This window comes from Arthrobacter hankyongi (assembly GCF_022012395.1).
In the GTDB taxonomy this organism is placed as follows: Bacteria; Actinomycetota; Actinomycetes; order Actinomycetales; family Micrococcaceae; genus Crystallibacter; species Crystallibacter hankyongi.
The window spans coordinates 258,540-277,766 of the sequence record NZ_JAKLTQ010000001.1; the positions used below are offsets into that span (position 1 = coordinate 258,540).

Here is a 19,227-nt window from a genome sequence, read left to right on the forward strand (position 1 = left end):
CGGCGGGGAAATGCGTTAGGCCGAGGCTCCGGCCAGCCCCGCAGCGGCGGAAGCCGCGGCTGCCTCGGCGTCGTACACCTTGGATCCGGCGAACCAGGTCTGCCGGGCGCTAATGTGCCGGACGGCGTCGATCTCGATCTCGTAGGGGTTCGCGGACAGCACGATGAAGTCGGCGGACTTGCCCGGTGCCAGCGAACCGGTGACGTCGTCCACGCCCATCGCCTCGGCGCAGGCGGTGGTGTAGACGCGGATGGCTTCCGCCAGCGTGATGGCCTGTTCCGGCCAGAGCGCGCCCGGGAACTGGCCGGTAGGATCCTGCCTGGTGACCAGCCCGTAGATGCCCTCCCAGGCGTTGGGCGAAACGCTCACCGGCCAGTCCGAGCCGCCGGCCACCCGGGCGCCGGCGTCGAGCAGCGCCCGGTTCGGCTGCATCTTCGAGGCCCGCTCGGCCGGCAGCACCGTGGCGATGGCCTCGGAAATGACGCCGGGGAACCACAGCGACGGCGAGATGTCCGCGGTGACGTCCAGTTCGGCGAACCGGGCGATGTCGTCCGGCTGCACGAACTGGCCGTGGGCGATGTGGTACTTCGGCTCGGTGTAGCCGGCAGCGCGGACCTTGGCCACGGTGTCCAGGACCAGGCGCACGGCGGCGTCGCCGGTGCAGTGGACCTTCGCCGAGATTCCCCGGGCCGCCGTGCCCAGCAGCCAGGCTTCGAGCTCGGCCGGGTCCATGGTGGTGCCGCCGCAGTGGCACTCGGGGAAGCCGGCCTCGGGCAGGTAGGGCTCGAGGAACGCGGCGGTGCCGGCCGGCGGGACGCCGTCGAGGAAGATCTTGATGAAGTCCGGCCGGTGGTGCCGGGAGCGAGTTTCGTCCCGGTGGGCGATGATGCCCTCGCCCAGCGGATCGGTGCCGAAGATGAAGTCGTTGGCCTGCATCGACGTCACGACCCAGGCGTGCAGCTGCCCGCGCTCGTCCAGGTCCTTCAGCGCGCGCATCAGCGGGAGCGAGGCCGCCGCATCCTGGAAGCCGGTGATCCCGTAGGAGTGCAGGATCTCGATGCCGCGGGCGGCCGCGCGGGCCAGGTCCTCGGTGCTGGTCGGCCGCAGCCGCGCCAGGGTCTTTTCCGCCAGGACCCCGCCGGCCTCGATCAGCACGCCAGTGGCGCGGCCGGCGCCGTCGCGCAGGATCTGCCCGCCGTCGGGGTCCTGGGTGCCGTCGTTGATGCCGGCCAGTTCCAGCGCCTTCGAGTTGGCCCAGCGGTTGTGCTTGGAATCATCCTTCAGCAGGGCGGGCCGCCCGCCGGTAGCCGCATCCAGCCGGGCCAGCGCCTCGGCAGTGTTCAACTGGTTCATCAGCCCCGAGCCCCAGCTGCCGCCGACCACCCATTCTTCCGGGCCGAGCCCGGCGGCGTAGTCTTCGACGGCGGCCAGCAGGCCGTCCAGGTCCAGCGTCGGCGGGGCGTCCAGCTCGAAGAGGTCCATCTGGCCGGCAATCATGTGGTGGTTGTGCACGTCCAGCAGCCCGGGCATGACGTAGGCGCCGCCGAGGTCCACAACGGCGGTGCCCGGGCCGCGCAGCGCCTCGGCTTCGGCGCCGAGCGCCTGGATCTTCCCTCCCGCGACGGCGATCGCGTGAGTGCTGGGCAGGCCGGGGTCGAGAGTGTCGATAGTGCCGTTGACGAGCAGCAGTTCTGCGTGTTCCGAAGCCATGTGCTCTCCTTTTTGTCTGTGATCTGCGTAAATTCCCGGGAACCCCGGGAGGACTTGAGGCTCAGCGTAGCCAGCGCCAGGCGTGGCGCCTTTGACTTTCCGTGCACGACATTTGATTTCTACTGCTGGAGAATTTCCAAGCTGTTTCGGCAGGGTTACGCTTCCCGACTTACGGTCCGATAACGATTCGCCCACAGTCTCCCGCCAGCGGCGCCGTCTGCGGCAGCACGGCCCGGCTGCCGGAATACGATGGCAGATGCCGTTCCGTTTCGTACCGGTACGGCATCCCACAGCATGCAAGCTGCCAGGACCCCGTCCGACACGGCCCGTGCCAGTGGTTTCCGACTGCCCGACGAAAGCTGAGGTCATGACCCATCCGGCCGACATGGTGCAGTACCCGCGCCGCCGCGACATCCGAACCGGATCCGCGGACCCTGTCCCGCCGACCGGCATGATCCCGATCGTCCCGCTGGTCGAGACGCCGGCCGGCGATCCGCTGCCCACGCGCCGGGAACTGCGCACCGGCATGATCCAGCGCGTGCCGCCGGCCGCACAACCAGCTGGCGCCCGCAAAGCCGCACCGGACCCCGCGCCGGCGCGCCAGCCTGGCCGCCGGGCACGCCGATCCCGCAGGTGGCTGTGGACGGCGCCCGCCGCCGTCGTCGTGGTTGCCCTGGTTCTGGTCTGGCTGCAGTATTCCTGAGGCACCCTTGCCTCCCGTCCCGGTGACAGGCGTCCGTCCGGGCACTAGATTGGGCGCTGGAAGGTACCACCGAGTGGAACAGGAGCACAGCCATGATGCGAGCACTCATCTTCGGCGCCGGCGCGGCCGTCGGCTACGTCTTGGGCACGAAGGCCGGGCGGCAGCGCTATGAGCAGCTGAAGCAGCAAGTCGGGAAGGTCTGGCAGGACCCGCGCACCCAGGAGAAGATCGCCGGGGCGAAGGAGTCGGTCAAGGATCTGGTGCCGGAGGTCAAGGAGCGCCTGCACGTGGCCGGACACAAGGCTGAGGGGGCGGCCGCCGGCAGCAGCAGCGCTGTCCCGAAGACCGAACCGGACGTACAGTCGGACCCGGCCCACCGAGACACGCTCGGCAGTGACTGGTCGGACGAAGGCGGCGCAACTCCCGGCGGACCGGCCACGAACACGGACCCGCGGAAGGAGCCCGGCATCTGACCCCGCTCCGCCCCCTCCAAACCCGCCCCCTCCAAACTTGGGCGGGATAGATGCTGTTTTGACGGCCCAAAAGGACAACTATCCCGCCCAAGTTTGAGAGCATGCGGAGGTGCGGGAAGTTCGGGGAGGGGCTGCGGTCAAGCCGGCCAGCCGGCGTTCCGCAGTGCCGCCGCGATCTTCCGGATTGCTGCCTCGGCACCGCCGGCCATGTGGCGCTTGGAGATCCTGACTTCCGTCCAACCTGCGGCCGCGAGCCGTTCGGACCGTGCAATGTCCCGGTCCACCTGATCCGGGGCGCCGTGCCCGCCGCCCTCGTAATCAATCGAGACTTTCAGCTCCGGATAGGACAGATCGGGTGTGTGGATCAGCTGGCCGGCCGCGTCGCGGATCGGCCGGTTGAGCTGTGGCTCGGGCAGGCCTGCATCGAGCATGGCCAGGCGCAGCCGGGTTTCCTGTGGCGAATCGGAGCCGACGCGGCACAGCTCAACGGCGGCGCGGGCTGCCCTGATGCCGTGCTTACCCCGGTGCCGCACAATCATCATTTGCAGCTCCTGGACTGTGGCGAACGGCTCCGTCCGGCCTTCGAATTCCGGGCGCGGGATCCGGACCAGATGGTCGGCCAGCACCACCAGGTGCCCGATGCCGACCGAGGCGGCCAGATCCAGCCAGGTCCGTGGCCGGGTGGTCAGATAGAGACCGCCCAGGCTGGTCACCTCGTCCGCGGGCAGCTGGATATGGTGCCCGACGACGTGCGGACGTTCGACGGCGGCAAGTCCCCGCGGGCGCGAAATGTGCAGGACGCCCATGTCCCAGCCCCCGGCGGGCGCGGGAAAGTACCACAGCACTGCGGCCGTCTCGTGGCTGGCCGCACAGTCGGGACTGAACCGCGTGTACGGCCCCACACGTTCGGCCAGCTCGAGCGCCCGGGCGGTGGGCGCGCGCAGGCCGCGGCCCAGGCGTTCCATCCCCTTGCCGCGCAGCTGCCCGGCAGACAGCCCGGCCTCCCGGCCCTCGCGCACGGTGAAGCCGGACCGGGACAGCTGAGGGGGAAGCGGTGCGGGCTTGCGCATGCGGACATTCTGCCCGGATCCCGCCGCCCGGCGTCGAACTTATCCACAGCCCGCCTCGCCATCCACCTCCCCCAGCAAACTTGGGCGGGATAGATGCTGTTTTGACGACTCAAAAGGACAACTATCCCGCCCAAGTTTCAGGAGGGGGTGAAGATTGCGTCGATGACTTGCTGCGCCCATTCGAGGATTTCGGCGTCGGCCAGGTCGCGGCCGCCGACCCGGGCAGTCTTCGGCTTCGGGACCAGGATGAAGTCCAGCGCCGGCTTGACCTGCGAGCCCGGGTACATCCGGTTCAGCCGCATCACCTTGGACTCGGGCAGGGTGGCCGGAGCGAACTTGATGAAGTTGCCCTGCAGCGCCACGTCCGTCAGGCCGGCGGCCCGGGCGCGGACCCGGAACCGTGCCACCGCGATCAGGTTCAGCACCGGCGCCGGCGGCTCGCCGTAACGGTCCTTCAGCTCCGCGGCCACCTCGTCGATCGCCGCATCGGTCAGCGCGGCGGCCAGCTTGCGGTAGGCCTCCAGCCGCAGCCGCTCCCCCGGCACGTAATCGTGCGGCAGGTGGGCGTTGACCGGCAGCTCGATCTTCATTTCGGCGGCCTTCTCCGCCGCCTCGCCGCGGTACTCGGCCACGGCCTCGCCGACCAGGCGGATGTAGAGGTCGAAGCCTACGCCCTGGATATGGCCGGACTGTTCGCCGCCGAGCAGGTTGCCGGCGCCGCGGATCTCCAGGTCCTTCATGGCCAGCTGCATGCCGGCGCCCAGTTCGTTGTGGGCGGCCACGGCCTTCAGCCGCTCCAGCGCCACTTCGCCCAACGGCTTCTCCGCCGGGTACAGGAAGTAGGCGTAGGCCCGCTCGCGTCCGCGGCCCACCCGGCCGCGCAGCTGGTGCAGCTGGGACAGCCCGTAGGAATCCGCCCGGTCCACGATCAGCGTGTTGGCATTGGAAATGTCCAGGCCGGTTTCGATGATGGTGGTGCAGACCAGCACATCGAAGCGCTTCTCCCAGAAGTCCACGATGATCTGCTCCAGCCGGGCCTCGGACATCTGCCCGTGCGCCACCTCCACCCGGGCCTCCGGCACCAGCTCGCGGAGGTGCGCGGCCTGGCGGTCGATCGAGGAGACGCGGTTGTGTACGAAGAACACCTGGCCCTCGCGCATCAGCTCGCGCCGGATGGCCGCAGTGACCTGCTTGTCCGTGTAGGCGCCCACATAGGTGAGCACCGGGTGGCGTTCCTCCGGCGGCGTGGCCAGGGTGGAGGTTTCGCGGATCCCGGTCAGCGACATTTCCAAGGTGCGCGGGATGGGCGTCGCCGACATCGCCAGCACGTCCACGTTGGTGCGCATCTTCTTCAGCGCTTCCTTGTGTTCGACGCCGAAACGCTGCTCCTCGTCCACGATCACCAGGCCGAGGTCCTTGAACTGCATCCCCTGGGACAGCAGCCGGTGCGTGCCGATGACGACGTCGACGCTGCCGTTTTTGATCCCTTCCATCGTGTCCTTGGCTTCCTTGGCGGCCTGGAAGCGCGAGAGCGGCTTGACCCGCACCGGGAAGCCGGAGAAACGTTCGGAGAAGGTTTCGAAGTGCTGCTGCGAGAGCAGCGTCGTGGGCACCAGCACGGCCACCTGCTTGCCGTCCTGTACCGCCTTGAAGGCGGCGCGCACCGCGATCTCGGTCTTGCCGTAGCCCACGTCGCCGGAGACCAGCCGGTCCATCGGCACCTCGCGCTCCATGTCTGCCTTGACCTCGTTAATGGTGGTCAGCTGGTCGGGAGTCTCCACATACGGGAACGCTTCCTCCAGCTCGCGCTGCCACGGGGTATCCGGGCTGAAGGCGTGGCCGCGCGAGGCCATCCGCGCCGAATACAGCCGGATCAGCTCGCCGGCGATCTCCTTGACCGCCTTGCGGGCCTGGTTTTTGGTCTTGGCCCAGTCCGAGCCGCCCATCTTGGACAATGCCGGTGTGTCCCCGCCGACATAGCGGGTCACCTGGTCCAGCTGATCCGTCGGCACGAACAGCCGGTCCCCCGGTGCGCCGCGCTTGGCCGGTGCGTATTCGAGCACCAGGTATTCGCGCATGGTCTTGGTCGGTCCGGCCCCCGTGGAGCGCTGGAGCAGTTCCACGAACCTGGCCACGCCGTGCTGTTCGTGGACCACAAAGTCGCCCTCGGTCAGCTGCAGGGGGTCGACGGCGTTGCGCCGTTTCGAGGGCATCTTGCGCATGTCCCGGGTGGAGGCCGCCGAGGCCCGGCCGAGCAGGTCCGCCTCGGTCAGCAGGCCGAGTTTCAGTCCGTCGAAGACGAAGCCCTTGCCCGCGCTGGCCCGGGTGATCTCGATAATCCCGGGCTGCGGCTGGTCGTCGAGGGATTCGACCCGAGTGGCCGGAATCCCGGCATCGTGGAAGAGCTCGGCCAGGCGCTGGGCCGGGCCGGTGCCTTCGGTGGCGATCACGACCCGCCAGGAGTCCCGGATCCGGGAGCCGATAAACTCCATCATTTCGGCCACATCGCCCTGGTAGCCGCGCGGCTCGCGGGCGGCGATGGTGAGCGTGTCGATGTCCAGCACCGTCTCATCATCCGGATTAAAGGAGGTCAGGGACCACCAGGAGACCGAATGTGCCAGGGCGGTGGCACGGGTCTCGGCCAGGGAGCGGAAGCCGGCGGACTCCAGGTCCCCCTGCAGTGCCAGATCCAGCGGCGCCGAACCGCCGTCGGAGGCGGTGGCCCAGGCTGCGGCGAGGAACTCGGCGTTGGTCGCCTCCAGGTCGTGGGCCCGGGCACGGACCTTCTCCGGTTCGACGACGACGGCGATCGACCCGGCCGGCAGTTCCCCGGCCAGCGGCACCATCGCGTCCACCAGCACCGGAGCCAGCGATTCCATGCCTTCGACGGCGATTCCTCCCGCGATCTTCTCGAGCATGTCCGCGGCGGCCGGCATCTGGGACTTCAGTTTCGCGGCCCGGCTCATCACCTCCGGGGTGATCAGCAGCTCACGGCACGGCGGGGCGTACAGCCGGGTCGGGTGCTTGACCCCTTCGGCGCCGAGCGACCGCTGGTCCGCCACGGCGAACCAGCGCATCTGGTCCACCTCGTCGCCGAAGAATTCGATCCGCACCGGATGGTCCTCGGTGGGCGGGAAGACGTCCAGGATGCCGCCGCGCACGGCGAACTCGCCGCGGCGGGTGACCATGTCCACCCGCGCATAGGCGGCGTCGGCCAGCTGCCGGACCACGGTATCGAAGGGCACCTCGTCGCCGACCTTCAGCGATACCGGCTGCAGCTGCCCCAGCCCCTTGACCAGCGGCTGAAGCACCGCCCGCACCGGTGCGGTGACCACCCGCAGCGGCCCGGCGCCGTCGGCCGCCCCGGTGTCCGCTTCGCGGGCCTGCGCCAGCCGGCGCAGCACGGACAGTCGGCGGCCCACGGTGTCCGAACGCGGCGAAAGACGCTCATGCGGCAGGGTTTCCCAGCTAGGGAACTCGTCCACCGAAGCCGGCGGCAGATAGCAGCGCAGCGCCGCGGCCAGGTCCTCGGCCTCGCGGCCGGTGGCGGTGACGGCCAGCACGATCCCGGACTGGAGCCCGTCCGCCATTTCGGCGATCAGCGCCGCACGCAGCCCGACCGGGGCGCCGATCTGCAGGTCCTCGCTGCGCGCGCCGGCAGGTTTGGCAGCGTGGGAGCGGAGCCGGGCGAAGGATTCATCCTGGCCGAGGGCGGTGCGCAGTCCGTTCAGGCTCATGGTCTTTCCTTCGTCCGGCCACGGCAAAAGCTCCGTGGAAACAGCAGTGCAGCACAAATACCCGAAGTTCTGGCGAACTCCGGGGTGCGGGTACAAGCCTACCGCCACCGCGGCACCGGGAAGCAACCCCGGACACGGGGCCGGAAACAGGAAAGGGAACGAAAGACGTCTCCCCGCATAAGGGGCCGGCGGCTGCTGGGGGGCGAAATCTCGGTCTCGGAAGATTTCTCACCGCCGGCCCCGTATAGGGGAAACCGAACCTGCCTCCGCGGCAGGCCCGGTTTGAGGGCCGGGCGCTCGCCTGCGCCCCTGCCTCTCATGCACCCAGCCTAGGCAGCTGCCGGGGACGGGGCATGAGTAGCGGACACTCGACTTCGGCACCGGATACTGGGGGCCGTTTCGGCAGACTACCTAGGGGCTACTTGGTGCCGTTCGGCCGCGGTGTCCTGCCCAAAGCTGGCGGCCAGTTCCTCGCGGCTGCGGATGTCCAGCTTTTCGTAGATACGGTAGATGTGCCCCTCCACGGTCCGCACGGACACGCCCAGCCGCTCGGCAATCTCCCGGGCCCGGGTGCCGCTGGCGGCCATCACGGCAACGTCACGTTCCCGGTGGGTCAACTGCCGCCCGGCGGGAGCGTCCACCAGGCGCAGGCCGTCGGTCCCGGGCCACTGCCGACGCAGGTTCTGCAGGAATTTTCCGGCTTCCCTTGCCAGCTTGTGGTTGGCGTCGGCCGCAAATTGGCGGACACTTTGGGCGGCTGCTTCGGCCGCCAGCATCAGGTAGCCGGCGTCCGCGGCCCGGGCCGCCGCAGCCAGCGACTGTTTCCCGCACCTGGCGCGCGCAGCCCGGGCAAAGTCTGCGTAGATCTTGGCCTCGGGTCCCTCCATGGTGCCGGCACAGCGGATCATCTCATCGAGCCCGGCCTTGTCCCCCAGCCGGACCATCAGCATCCTCACTTCCAGCTCCGCCGCAGGCCTGCCGGCAGCGGCCAGCATCCGGGCAATGTCTGCCAGCCGGTCCACGGCCGCGGAGGCACTTTCGAACAGTGCCGAGGCACTTTCGATGTAGGCCTGGGCCAGCAGCGAGGTCTCCGGTGGCCCCTGGTGCGGCAGGCCGGCAAATTCTTCCAAGTACCGGCCGGAAGCGTGCCGGTCTTCGGCCAAGGCAGCGGCCGATGCAGCCCAGCCGAGTGCATAAGGCAGCAGCTGTTCGGGATCGTACTGGCGCAGGCCCTCCACGGCCACTGCCAGCTGCTCCAGTGCCCGGTGGACGTGGCCCTGCTTCAGGGCCAGCCAGGCCCGAAGGAAGTCCACGGTGCCGCCGAAAACCAGCATGGCCTCGGGCATGGTGGACTCAAGCACTCCCAGCTGCCGTTCGGCGGCGTCCAGTTCCCCGGTGCGGAGCAGCTGCCGTGCCAGCCGGATCCGCAGCTGTGCCTGGGGCGCCGGCCCGGAGCCGCCCTCGAGCAGGTCCAAGGCCCGGGCCGCCGTCGCGGTGCACTGCGCGCCGAGGCCGGCGGCCGACTGGATTTCGGCGAGCAGGACCAGCGCCTGCAGCTGCAGCCTGAGGTCGGTGCAGCCGCGCACCAGCTGTTCCAGTTCGGCAAGCGTATCGGCCGGACGGCCGCCGGCGCTGCGTGCCTGCAGCCGGAGCAGTTCCGGTCCCGTGCCGTCCACTGCTGTTCCGGCCGGAGCCTGTCCGCGCAGCCGGGACAAGGCCGCCTGCCAGCGGTCCGCCAGCTCCTCCAGTGCAGCCCGCCCCTGGCCTTGGAGGAGTGCCAGCTGGACGGCGATTTCGGCAGCCGCGGCCACCGTTTCGGGAGCGTCGGCAGTGTCCAGCACCGGCAGGACCGAGGCCCGGGCCGCAAGGAACCGTCCCTGGTACATGCCGGCGCGGGCCAGCTCCACCGCGGCCGCGGGGCCTGCCTGCGCGCTGCCCGGGGCAGAGGCTGCCAGCAGCGCGGCACCGGGCCGGAAACAGGCGTTGGCCTCCTCCGCGGCCGCCAGCAGCTGTTCCGGCGCTACCGGATTGCCGCATTCCAGCGCCCACCGCACCGCCAGCAGCCGCTGCCGCTGAGGCAGCCCTGCCGCGGCGGCACGGGTGGTGAACCACTGGTGCATCCGCCGTTTGAGGGCGACCGGAGCCAGCCGGCGCAGCGACTCCGGATGCAGCGAGGGCGCCAGCTGGAGCAGGGGTTCCCCTGCGTCGGCCGGGCCGGGGTCTAGGTATCCTGCCGCGGCCAGGGCGTCGATGACGTCCGGCGCCAAGAACTGTTCGACCACGTCGCGCCGGGCCGGGCCCATCAGCGCCAGTGCCAGCAGGGCGGACCGCGCGGCCTCGTCCAAGGGTGACAGCTCCAGCCTGGCGGCGTCCTGCAGGGCTTGGCTGTCCTCCGGCGGTTCGCCGAGCAGCACCCAGGCACCGTTCCGCTGCACCAGGCACCGGGCGCGCCGGGCCTCCTGGAGCAGCAGGGCCAGGCGCTGCGGGCTGCCACCCGAGGCCTGGCCGAGGAGCCGGATGCCGGCCGGCAGCACCGGGGACTCCAACGCCCCGCGGCAGAATTCGTCCTGTTCTTCCGGTGTGAGCGGCTTGAGCTCCACCCGCCGCAGGATGCCTTCCCGGGCCATGGCGGCCAGCTCCCCGCCCCGGCTGTGGCCGGGGCGGACCGACGCCAGGGTTCGGACCTTTCCACTGGCTGCGAGCTGGGCAATGACCGAGGCACTGCCGTCATCAAGTTCATCGGCGTCGTCCACCACGATCACCGGCCGCCGCCCGGCGTCGGCGTCGGCGAACTCAAGCACTGTCCGCAGCACGTCGAGGGCCAGCGGTTCGCCGCCCAGCGGCAACCGGGCCAGCATGGGGGTCAGCGCAGCGTAGGGAACATCCATGCCCGCAGCGGCTCCGGCGGCCACCGGTATGAAACGGAACCTGGCCGCCTCCGCAGCCATGACGGCGCCCAGCAGCGCAGTCTTGCCCATCCCCGCCGGCGCCGCGACGATGGCTCCGCAGTGCCGCGGATCGCCCAGGGCGTCGACGATGGTGCGGAACTGTTCCTGCCGGCCGATCAGTGTGGTGTGTGGCTGCAGTTCATCCATGTCCCTTTATCCTTCCAAGGCCAAGCCGCCGAGGATCGGATCGTGCTTGGGTTGAAGCTTTGCGTAGAGCTTGTACAGGTGTCCTTCGATGGTCCGGACCGAGACCCCGAAATGCTGGGCGATGTCCAGGTTGGACCGGCCGACGGCGACGAGCCCGGCCACCTCCTGCTCGCGTACCGTCAGCGCCTGGCCGCCGCCCAGCCGGCCGATGCAGAAATCGAAGCCGGCGCTGTCCAGATAGATATATTTCTGCGCCGTCCGCATCATCGCCGTCTCCCCGCAGCCGCTGGCCAGGGCCAGGGCCAGCCGGGCTGCTTCGCGGGCGAAGACAGCATGGCCGTCGTCGGCTGCCACATGGGCTGCGGACAAGAGCTCGGCCGGATCCCCCGCCTGCAGTCCTGCGCCGAAGGAACCGCAGGCCTGGGCGAATGGTCCCTGCACGCGGCCGGCCAGCCCGGCCAGCTGCGGAAGGGCTTCGGACGCCCCCAGCCGCGCCGCGCCGAAAAGGAAACGCAATGCGGCAGCGAGGGCGCCGTTGGCTTCGGCCGCGGCGGCTTCGGCCTGCAACTGGGCTGCGGCCGCCGCATAGGATCCCAGCGTGGCCCGTGCCATGCCGGCGTAGTAACGGGCCGCCGCCCGCAGCGGCCACGGAACGCATACTTCCTGGTCGTCGGCAGCCGCCAGATGGGCCCGGACGCCGTCCGGATCCCGAAGCAGCGCCGAAGCGTAGGCGCAGGCGGCCACGGCCAGCGGCAGCAGCCGGCTGCCGCCCGGAGACTTCAGCTGGCCCCTGGCCCGCAATAGGACGGCCAGGGCGCTGCGGGGCTCCCCGGCGTCGGCCAGGCGCAGCCCCTCAGCAAGATCGGCATACGCCCACAGGGTCGCATCACGCAGAGCCGACCTGCTGTGCTGCCGGCCGAGTAGGCGCGCATACCCCTCCCACAGGCCTTGCCTGCGGAAACGCTCCCGAAGTCCGTCGGCAGCCTCCACGGCAAACTCCATGGCAAAGCTGTCCTGGCTGCCGGGAGGTCCGGACCGATCCGCCAGCTCGCCGGCCAGCCGCTCGGCTTCAGCCCCCTGTCCGGTACCTCCATAGACCTGGGTGAGCAGCACGGCCGCACGGTGCCGCACCCCTGGTTCCGGAGCGTGCAGGAGGGCCTGGAGCCGGTCGACCGGGATATCGCGGAACCGCCCAAGGTGCAGGTCCAGCTCGGCCGCCGCCAGGTCCGGATCCAACGGACCGCCGGCCCCGGCGCGGCTCAGACCTGCGGCCAGCAGCGCGGTGCAGCCGTCTGCCGGTTCGGACCCGGCGCCCCGGCCGCAAAGCGGTGCCGGACCGGGCCGCGGCAGACCGGGGGCACACGCTGCGGCGTATCCGCCCTGCTGCGGGATGGCTCCGCCCGCTGCCGCCAAGGCGGCCGCCGCTGCCGGCGCATCGTGCAGCGCCAGATGGGCCTCGGCCAGCAGCGCTGCCGACGCCGGATGCCCGCCGGCCGCCTGCCCGGCCAGCCGCAGGGCCAACCCGGCATCCCCGGCATCCAGCGCCGCCCGGGCCGCGGACAACGCACGATTGGCTCCCAGTTCCGCGCCGGCCTCCAGCGCCCACCGGGCCAGGGACAGCGTTGCCGTACCGGCCCGGTCCCCCTCAGTGTCGAGGACCTCCCAGCCGCCGGCGCCGAGCACCGCCGCCAGCAGTTGGCGCGAACGCTCCGGCGGCATCCCGCTGCGGAGCAGCTCGACGAGAAGCCGGTCCGGTATGCCCGCCACCGCGGTCGGGCCGCTGCCCAGCGCCACGATGCCCCGGCTGTGCAGTTCGTCCAGGTCTGCATCGCTGCCGATCCGGCGGACCAGCGCCATCGGCAGGCTGCCGGCCAGGGCCAGAATTTCCGCCAGCTCCCGCTCACCGGGCGCCAGGCCCTCCAGCCGGGCGGGCCGGACGCCGTCGAGGCCCGGAGCCGGCCGGCCGGCTTCCTCGCGGAGGCACCAGCTGCCTTCCCGCCGGTAGAGCAGACCCGTCCGGGTCCATTCGCCGGCCAGGATTCCCAGCAGCAGAGGGTTGCCTCCGCTTTCCGTCCAGAGTTCGTGCGCCGGGTACCCGCCGACCTTGCCGGCGAGCGCGGCATCAAGCCATTCACAGGCCTCAGCGAAGCCGAAGGCCGACAGATCGAATCGTGCCAGCAGCCCGTTCCGCCTCAACCCGGCGAAGCTTGCCGGAATCCGTGCGGTGTCCTCGGCACACACCAGCAGTGCCACCGTGGCATCCGCGGCAAGCTGCGCCAGGGTCGCTGCTGCCTGTTCATCGAGCAGTTCCGCGTTGTCGATAAAGATAACGGTCCTGCGGCCCTGCGCCCGCTGCCGCAGCAACCGGGCAACGGCCGCGACCACGTGGATAGGGTGCTCCAGTACCTGCAGCTCGACCTCGCTGAGCAGGTAGTGGATGGCGCCGTAGGGAATCGCGGCGACCATGGCCCCGCCCCGGACCCGCTCCACATGGGTGTTGCCGTCCAGCAGCTGCAGCACGTGGCGGGCCAGGGTGGTCTTGCCGGTGCCGGGCCCGCCCAGGATCAGGGCGCCCTGGCTGGACAACGAGGCCGCTATGTCAACCGCCAGCCGGTGCCGGGCGGCCGGGACCAGTCCGGTCGCCGGATCCCTTTCCCCCGGCCGCGTCGCTTCGACGGTACTCGTCATTGGCAGTTCCCCCAACCATGGCTTCCAAGGTATTGAGCTTGGAAAAAGCCTAAGGATGGCTGTCCGGGCTGTCTTGCGTAATACCTACGGGTGCTTAGCTTAAGTAGCGGCCGTCCCAGCTACTCGGCTGCCAGCAGGTCCACCGTCAGCTCTTCGCGGCGGCTAATGCCCAGCTTGGCGAAGGTACGGTAGATATGACCCTCGACGGTGCGCACGGACAGGCACAGCTCCCCGGCGATCTGCGCATTCTTCAGTCCTTGGGCCACCAGCTCGGCAATCGCGCGCTCGCGGCCGGTCAGCTTGACGGCGGCGGGCTTGCCGGCTCCCGGGGTGCCGTCCGCGGCAGGCCTGTGGTCGGCCTGCTGACGGAAACCGAACTTTTCCAGCGCCGGCAGGACCTTCCGGGCCAGGACCGTGTCGGCGGACGCCGGCCCGGCCACTGTTTCCGCCCGCCTGAGCGCTGCCAAGGCAATGGCCAGGACGGCTGGACCGTGTGCGTGATCCGCCAAGGCTTCCAGACTCTCGACGTCCGCCACCATCACGGCCCGTGCCATCGAGTTCAGCGCTGCGGCCAGCGGCCCCTCGGCGTTCTCGGTTGCCTTGGCCAACTGGTCCAGCACGCCCAGATCGCCCACCTGCAGGAGCGCGGTCCGCAGTTCGATTTCGTCGCTGATCCAGCCCCGCCGCGATGCTTCATCCGCGGCGTTCCGCAGTGCGTCCAGCAGGTCTTCCCCGCCGCCTTGCAGGAATCCCGCCGCCGCCGCATAGCCGTCGCCGAGCAACTGCAGCTGGGGGCGTGCCCAGGTTCCGAGTACGGAAATCCTGGCCAGGTATCCCCCTGCCGCCGCCTCGTCCCCGGCCAGTGCCGCCAGATAGGCCCCGGCAGCCAAGGCCACCGGAAGCAGCTGCTGCGAGTCCGATATTTCCAAGGCCTCGACTGCCGGCTTGAACAGCGCCAACCCGCTGTCCGGTGCAACACCGTCCATGGCCGCCACAGCGGCCGCCAGGCCGGCGGCCCCGCCGGGCCGGTCACGTCCTGGATGCGCAGATTCCGGGAACTCCGCCAGCACCTCGGGGATGCGGTCCGGGCTGCCCAGCCGGATGAGGCCAAGCACGTGGGTGGACACGGCGATATCGCGGAAAGGCTGCAGCCGGGCTCCGTCCAGCCGCAGCATCGCCAGGGCCTGCGCCGTCAGCAGAATCCCGGCCTCGGCGCGGCCCGTGGCGATGAGCACTTCCCCCGTCAGCACCCTGGCCATCAGCGCCGTTTCGGCGAAGTCTTCCGGCTGGTCGATGATTTCGCCGAGTTCGGCTTCGGTTCCTGAGTAGTCTCCGGCGGCGACCCTGGCCCCGAGCCGCAGCAACCGGATACCCGTCCGCGACCATTCGGCCAGTCTTTCGCACCCACTGTCCGCCGCGGTAATCCGCTCCACCGCCTGCGCCCAGCGGCCGGCCACGTCTTCGAGGCGCGCCGGCGCGGTCCCCGAAGCCCAGGCCCGGGCGCCGAGAAGCGCAGCGCCGGCCGCTGTCACCAGGTCATGGGCCTCGTCGAGCGCCTCGTCCCCCGAAGCAGCGGCCTTGCGGTAGTCGCCCTCGGCGGCGTACGCCCTACCGGCCTGCACGTGTGCCGCCGGCTGGAGCCGCACCGAGGCCACCGCGGTGGCGGCCTTGAGGGCCAGCGCGCTGTCACCGGCGTCGTTGGCCAGCCTGGCCGCACGCAGCAGCTGTCCGTCAGGCACCTGGAGCCCGCAGTCAAGCGACCAGTCCACCGACCGCAGCAGGCTCCAGTACGCATCGGGCCCGCTGTCCATGGCCGCAAGGACCTGCTGGCGCAGGCGCCGGTTCCGATTGGCGGGAACCAGCTTGCGGATCACCTCCGCGTGCAACGGATGGGCGATACGCACGAGCCGGTCCGGATCTACCGTGATCGCTCCATCGGCGGCCAGGTCGTCCAAGTGCGCGCCGGCCGCGGACCTGAGCAGGACCTGCAGCGACAGCGGCTCTGCCAGGGCAATGGTCTCCAAAGCCTCCCGGGCCGCTGCGGAACGATTGCCCAGCCGGGCCTTGACCAGATCGATCACTCGGGCATCCGGCGGCCCCGGTTCGCCGGTAAGCATCCAGACACCGTTGCGCTCCACCAGGGTGCCGCTGCGCCGGGCCTGGGCCAGCAGCGCCAGGATGAAACCCGGGATGCCCCCGGCCGCCGCCTGCAGCGAAGCGCTGCTGCTGTCCAGTACCTGCCCGCCCAGGACCTCCCGGCACAATTGGCCGGTTTCGGCCTGGGTCAGCGGACCCAGGTCATGCCTGGTCAGCAGCCGGTCCGCGGCCAGCGACAGCAGTTCCTGGGACACCGGCGGCCGGACCGTGCCCAGGGCCAGCAGTTTGGCCGCACCGGAGGACACCAGCTGGGCCACCAGCACGGCGCTGCCCTCGTCCAGTTCCTGGACGTCATCGATAATCATCAGCACGGGCTTGCCGTCCGTGCCGGCGCTGCGCATGCGCGCCAGCAGGGAACGCATGGCGGCCAGCACCGATCCGGATTCGGCCGCGGTCATCGGCCCCAGCTGGGGCGCCAGCGCCCCGAACGGGACGCCAGCCAGCTCCGGGCCGGCGTAGATGGACATCGGATGCACCCGGTCCCCCAGCGCAGCTACCGCGGCCCTGGCCACGGCGGACTTGCCCGTGCCCGGTTCGGCGACCACCAGCGCGCCGCCGCCCGGCCCGAGTATGCTGGCCTGGATCCCGGCCAGGACCTCCCGGCGTCCCACCAGCGGGACCGCCCCGAATTCCCCGATCACGGCCGGCCCCTAGGCCAGGATTTCGCGCAGCTCGGCACGGCCGGACACCTGCAGCCGGCTGTAGATCTTGCCCAGGTGCCAGTCCACCGTCCGGGGCGAGAGGTGCAGCTCCTTGGCCAGCGAGGTGCTGCTGCGCCCCTGCCCGGCGGCGACCGCAAGGTCGCGTTCGAAATCATTCAGTTCCTGGATGCGGCGCCGTGTGTTTCGGAAACGGTCCAGTTTGCGGAATGTCTGGCGCTGCAGCAGCCGCGCCTGGCGCCTGCCTGCTTCGTCCGGTGCCATCCGGGCAACGGTTTCGGCCAGTTCATAGGCCAGCAGGTCGTTGCCTTCGTTCCGTGCCAGCTCGCCCGCCCGCAGCAGCAGGCCGGCCTCGTTGCGGATCTGTCCTGCAGCCGACAAGTGAAGCATCTGCGCCAGCGGGCCGTCTCCCGTTGCGGTGGAGCCGGCCAGGCGCCGGGCCGACGCCAGGTCCCCGAGCCGCGCCGCCGCGCCCAGGCAGATGGCCATCTGGGTATGCAAGCCGCCGGCGGCAGCCTGGTCGGCGCAATCGTTCAGCTCCGCGACAGCCTCATCGCGGCGGCCCAACCGGGCCTGGGTCAAAATCCGGAAATAGTCCGACCCGGCCCGCAGCGCCCACGGTCCGGGCTGTCCGGCCTGGGCACAAGCCTGAAGGTACCGCCGCGCCCGCGCCTGGTCAGCGCCCAGGGCGCAGGCATACGCCGCGGCCGCAAGAGCCAGTGGAAGCACTCCGGCGGGGTCGGCCACCTCAAGCTGCGCAATGACACCCTCAAGCGCTTCGCGCCCCTTTTCGGCCCGGCCGCAGAGGGTGTGCAGCAGGCCGGCGGCCAACTCCCCGCCCATACCGCGGCCGGTGCCGCCCAGGATCAGGTCCTCTTCGAGCAGCTGTGCGCAGCGGGTCCACAGGCCGGCTGCCAGGTAGATCATGAAGATGCCGCCGCGGACCTGCGCCTGCTCGGCCGGCATGAGCTGGGGTGCCCCCAAGGCGGCCTCCAGCTGTTCGGCAATCCCGACTGCCTCGGTGGCCCGGCCGGTCAGCGAACGGGCCGCCCCAAGCAGTACGCCGGCCCCGAGCCGTTCGTGAAGTGCCAGGCTCCGATCATCGAAGACCTGGCCGAGCGCGGCCGGCAGTTGCGCCAGGCGGCCGCAATAGACGGCCTGCTCGGCCTCGGCCAGCGTCAGTTCCCGGTCCACGGCGTGCTTGTCTCCGGCAACGGTCCCCGGCTCAGCGCGCTCGGCGGACCGGCGCAGGCCTGGCAGGACGCCGTCGGACGCCGCAGCGGATTCCGGCAGGCTCCGCAGTGCGCGATGGCGCTCCAGCAGCAGCCGGGTCCGGACCAGACTGCCAACGGCCGGAAGCGGCACGCGGTCGACGGCCTGGACAGCTGCCAGCGGGTCGCCCAACGCAGACAGGGCCCGGGCCTCCTCCAGCACGAGTTCCGGATCCCGGCTGCTGTCCGCAACGCACCGGGCCAGGCGCAGGGCGGCCGTCCGGTCCTGGAGCCGGTTCGCCAGGCCGGCTGCCTCCAGGGCAGTCGGCCGGTCCAGCGGCTGCCCGCAGTCCAGGCTCCATTCGGCGAACCTCACCACGGCCGAGGGATTCAGGTTCTCCGGCCGGCCGCCGGCCGCGATGGACTGCCACAGTTCCAGGCTCCTGCCCGGCTGCACGGTCTGGCGCAGGACGGCCGCCACCAAGGGCTGCTTCAGCCGGACGGTAGCCGGACCGGCCGGCGAGACGTCGAGGACGCCCAGTTCCTGGAGTTCGTCCACGATGTCCTCGTCCCCCCGGCGGTGCAGCAGCGCCAGCGGCAGCTCGGCCGCGAAAGCGAGCAGCTCCAGGACACCCCGCTGCCGGGGAGTGAAGGTCTCCAGCCACGAACGCACAACCTGGGCAATCTCACCCAAGTGGACCATCCGGCCGGCCAGCACCCACAGGCCCTCGCGTTGCACCAGGACGCCGGCGCTGCGCTGTTCCAGGGCCAGCAGGCGCAGGAACAGCGGGTTGCCTGCGGTGAGCCCCCATAAGGCCCGCACCGCAGCCCGCGAGATGGGCCCGCCCAGCAGTGACTCCACGAACCGCCCGGACTCGTCCAAGGTGAAATTCTCCAGGTCCAGCCGCAGCAGTTCGCCGCCGGACCACAGCCGGGCGAATGGATCGCCCCCTTCCGGAAACCCGGTAACGCTGACAATGAGCTTGGCGAGCCGGGCCCGCGCCAGCTGGATCAGCACCGCAGCGCTCAACGCGTCCAGTTCGCCGGCGTTTTCCACCATGATCAGCAGCTTGCGGCCGGCGGCCCGGTCCAACAGCAGGCGGGATGCCTCCTGCAGGCCTACCACGGGATGGTCCAGCGCATCGGCGGGCGCCTCGGCCAGCAGGAAGCCCAAGGCCCCGAAGGGCAGCTGGGCGGTGGCGGCGCTGCCGCGCACCTGGACGACACACGCCTGGCCAAAATACTGTTCCACCAGATGCTGCGCCAAGGTGGTCTTCCCGACACCGGCGCCCCCCACCAGCAGGATTCCCGCCCCCGCGGACGAGACCAGCGCCTGGCGGGCGCCTTCAACCAGGTCCTCCCGGCCGATGAACGGGCGCCAGGACGGCACCACCCGCAACGTGGATTCGGCGCTGCGCCGGACGTCCCCCTTGGACCGGCCACGCTCAGGCAACGACAATGCGATATTAGCCATACCACTCCCCCAATAGAACGGCTGCCGCCACAAGGCATCCCAGGCTTGGCGTACCCGGCCCCCGAATTGGCGATACCGGACCGGGTCCCGCATGCCGGCAAGCCGCCGGCAGGTCCACCTGGATCCTTGTGACTACTGATACATATACGTAGCGTGGCCGTGGAATAGGTTCAAGAAAAACCCAGAACAAGGCCAAGATTTCCTCAAGCGGCGTGTTCCGGCCCATCCATCCGCATCCGGCACTGGCCAC

General features: G+C 70.5%; 9 protein-coding genes. 2 read left to right on the forward strand and 7 right to left on the reverse strand.

Going from position 1 to position 19,227, the window contains the following annotated elements:
* Positions 1 to 15 precede the first annotated feature (15 nt).
* Entirely contained in the window at positions 16 to 1,710 is a 1,695-nt protein-coding gene (locus LVY72_RS01190; protein ID WP_237817623.1) for an amidohydrolase, read from the reverse strand.
* Positions 1,711 to 2,077: 367 nt separating this feature from the next.
* On the opposite strand from LVY72_RS01190, the gene LVY72_RS01195 reads away from it, so the two are divergent.
* Both LVY72_RS01195 and LVY72_RS01200 read left to right on the forward strand, forming a co-directional pair.
* Entirely contained in the window at positions 2,078 to 2,413 is a 336-nt protein-coding gene (locus LVY72_RS01195) for a hypothetical protein (protein ID WP_237817624.1), read from the forward strand.
* Between the two features lie 92 nt (positions 2,414 to 2,505).
* Entirely contained in the window at positions 2,506 to 2,886 is a 381-nt protein-coding gene (locus LVY72_RS01200; protein ID WP_237817625.1) for a YtxH domain-containing protein, read from the forward strand.
* A 137-nt stretch (positions 2,887 to 3,023) separates the two neighbouring features.
* Here LVY72_RS01200 and LVY72_RS01205 read toward each other — a convergent pair whose 3' ends face one another.
* From LVY72_RS01205 to LVY72_RS01230, 6 genes are all read right to left on the reverse strand, one after another.
* Positions 3,024 to 3,956 carry an endonuclease domain-containing protein gene (locus LVY72_RS01205; protein WP_237817626.1) on the reverse strand — a complete coding sequence of 311 codons (933 nt, stop codon included), beginning with the start codon at positions 3,954 to 3,956 and terminating at the stop codon, positions 3,024 to 3,026.
* Positions 3,957 to 4,093: 137 nt separating this feature from the next.
* A complete protein-coding gene (mfd, locus tag LVY72_RS01210; RefSeq protein ID WP_237817627.1) occupies positions 4,094 to 7,693 on the reverse strand; it encodes a transcription-repair coupling factor in 3,600 nt (1,199 codons plus the stop codon).
* Positions 7,694 to 8,100: 407 nt separating this feature from the next.
* Entirely contained in the window at positions 8,101 to 10,788 is a 2,688-nt protein-coding gene (locus LVY72_RS01215) for a LuxR family transcriptional regulator (protein WP_237817628.1), read from the reverse strand.
* A 6-nt stretch (positions 10,789 to 10,794) separates the two neighbouring features.
* Complete coding sequence (locus tag LVY72_RS01220; RefSeq protein ID WP_237817629.1) at positions 10,795 to 13,476, reverse strand: AAA family ATPase; 2,682 nt, start codon at positions 13,474 to 13,476, stop codon at positions 10,795 to 10,797.
* A gap of 119 nt (positions 13,477 to 13,595) precedes the next feature.
* Positions 13,596 to 16,274 (reverse strand): helix-turn-helix transcriptional regulator, encoded by a 2,679-nt coding sequence (locus LVY72_RS24525; protein WP_237817630.1) that lies wholly within the window; start codon positions 16,272 to 16,274, stop codon positions 13,596 to 13,598.
* A 9-nt stretch (positions 16,275 to 16,283) separates the two neighbouring features.
* Positions 16,284 to 18,977 carry a LuxR C-terminal-related transcriptional regulator gene (locus LVY72_RS01230; protein ID WP_237817631.1) on the reverse strand — a complete coding sequence of 898 codons (2,694 nt, stop codon included), beginning with the start codon at positions 18,975 to 18,977 and terminating at the stop codon, positions 16,284 to 16,286.
* Positions 18,978 to 19,227: the final 250 nt, after the last annotated feature.